At 54.9% G+C, this 206-nt stretch carries 1 protein-coding gene; it reads left to right on the top strand.

The genetic code is table 11. From position 1 onward, the window contains the following. Positions 1-206 (top strand): hypothetical protein (locus tag H8K55_RS21530; protein ID WP_186944291.1); only part of this gene is annotated, 206 nt, incomplete at both ends.

Raw genomic sequence — 206 nt, 5'->3', positions numbered from 1 at the left:
AAGCGGCACGAGCACAACAGCAACAACAGTCAATGTCACACCATCCTCCGGTACTGCAGTATTAGGAACCGATACGGGTGTACAACAAGTTTCCACCGATGGCGGTGTGACCTGGAATACTTTAGGCAGCAGCGTAGTCGTACCAGCGGGAGCCAATGGCTTCCAGGTGCGTATCGCCACCACCAATGACGGCGTGGTGGAAGGAT

Source organism: Affinundibacterium flavidum (genome assembly GCF_014284175.1).
GTDB lineage: Bacteria > Pseudomonadota > Gammaproteobacteria > Burkholderiales > Burkholderiaceae_D > Undibacterium > Undibacterium flavidum.
The sequence above is the reverse complement of the archived record's forward strand: the minus strand, read 5'-3'. Positions and strand labels throughout refer to the sequence as shown.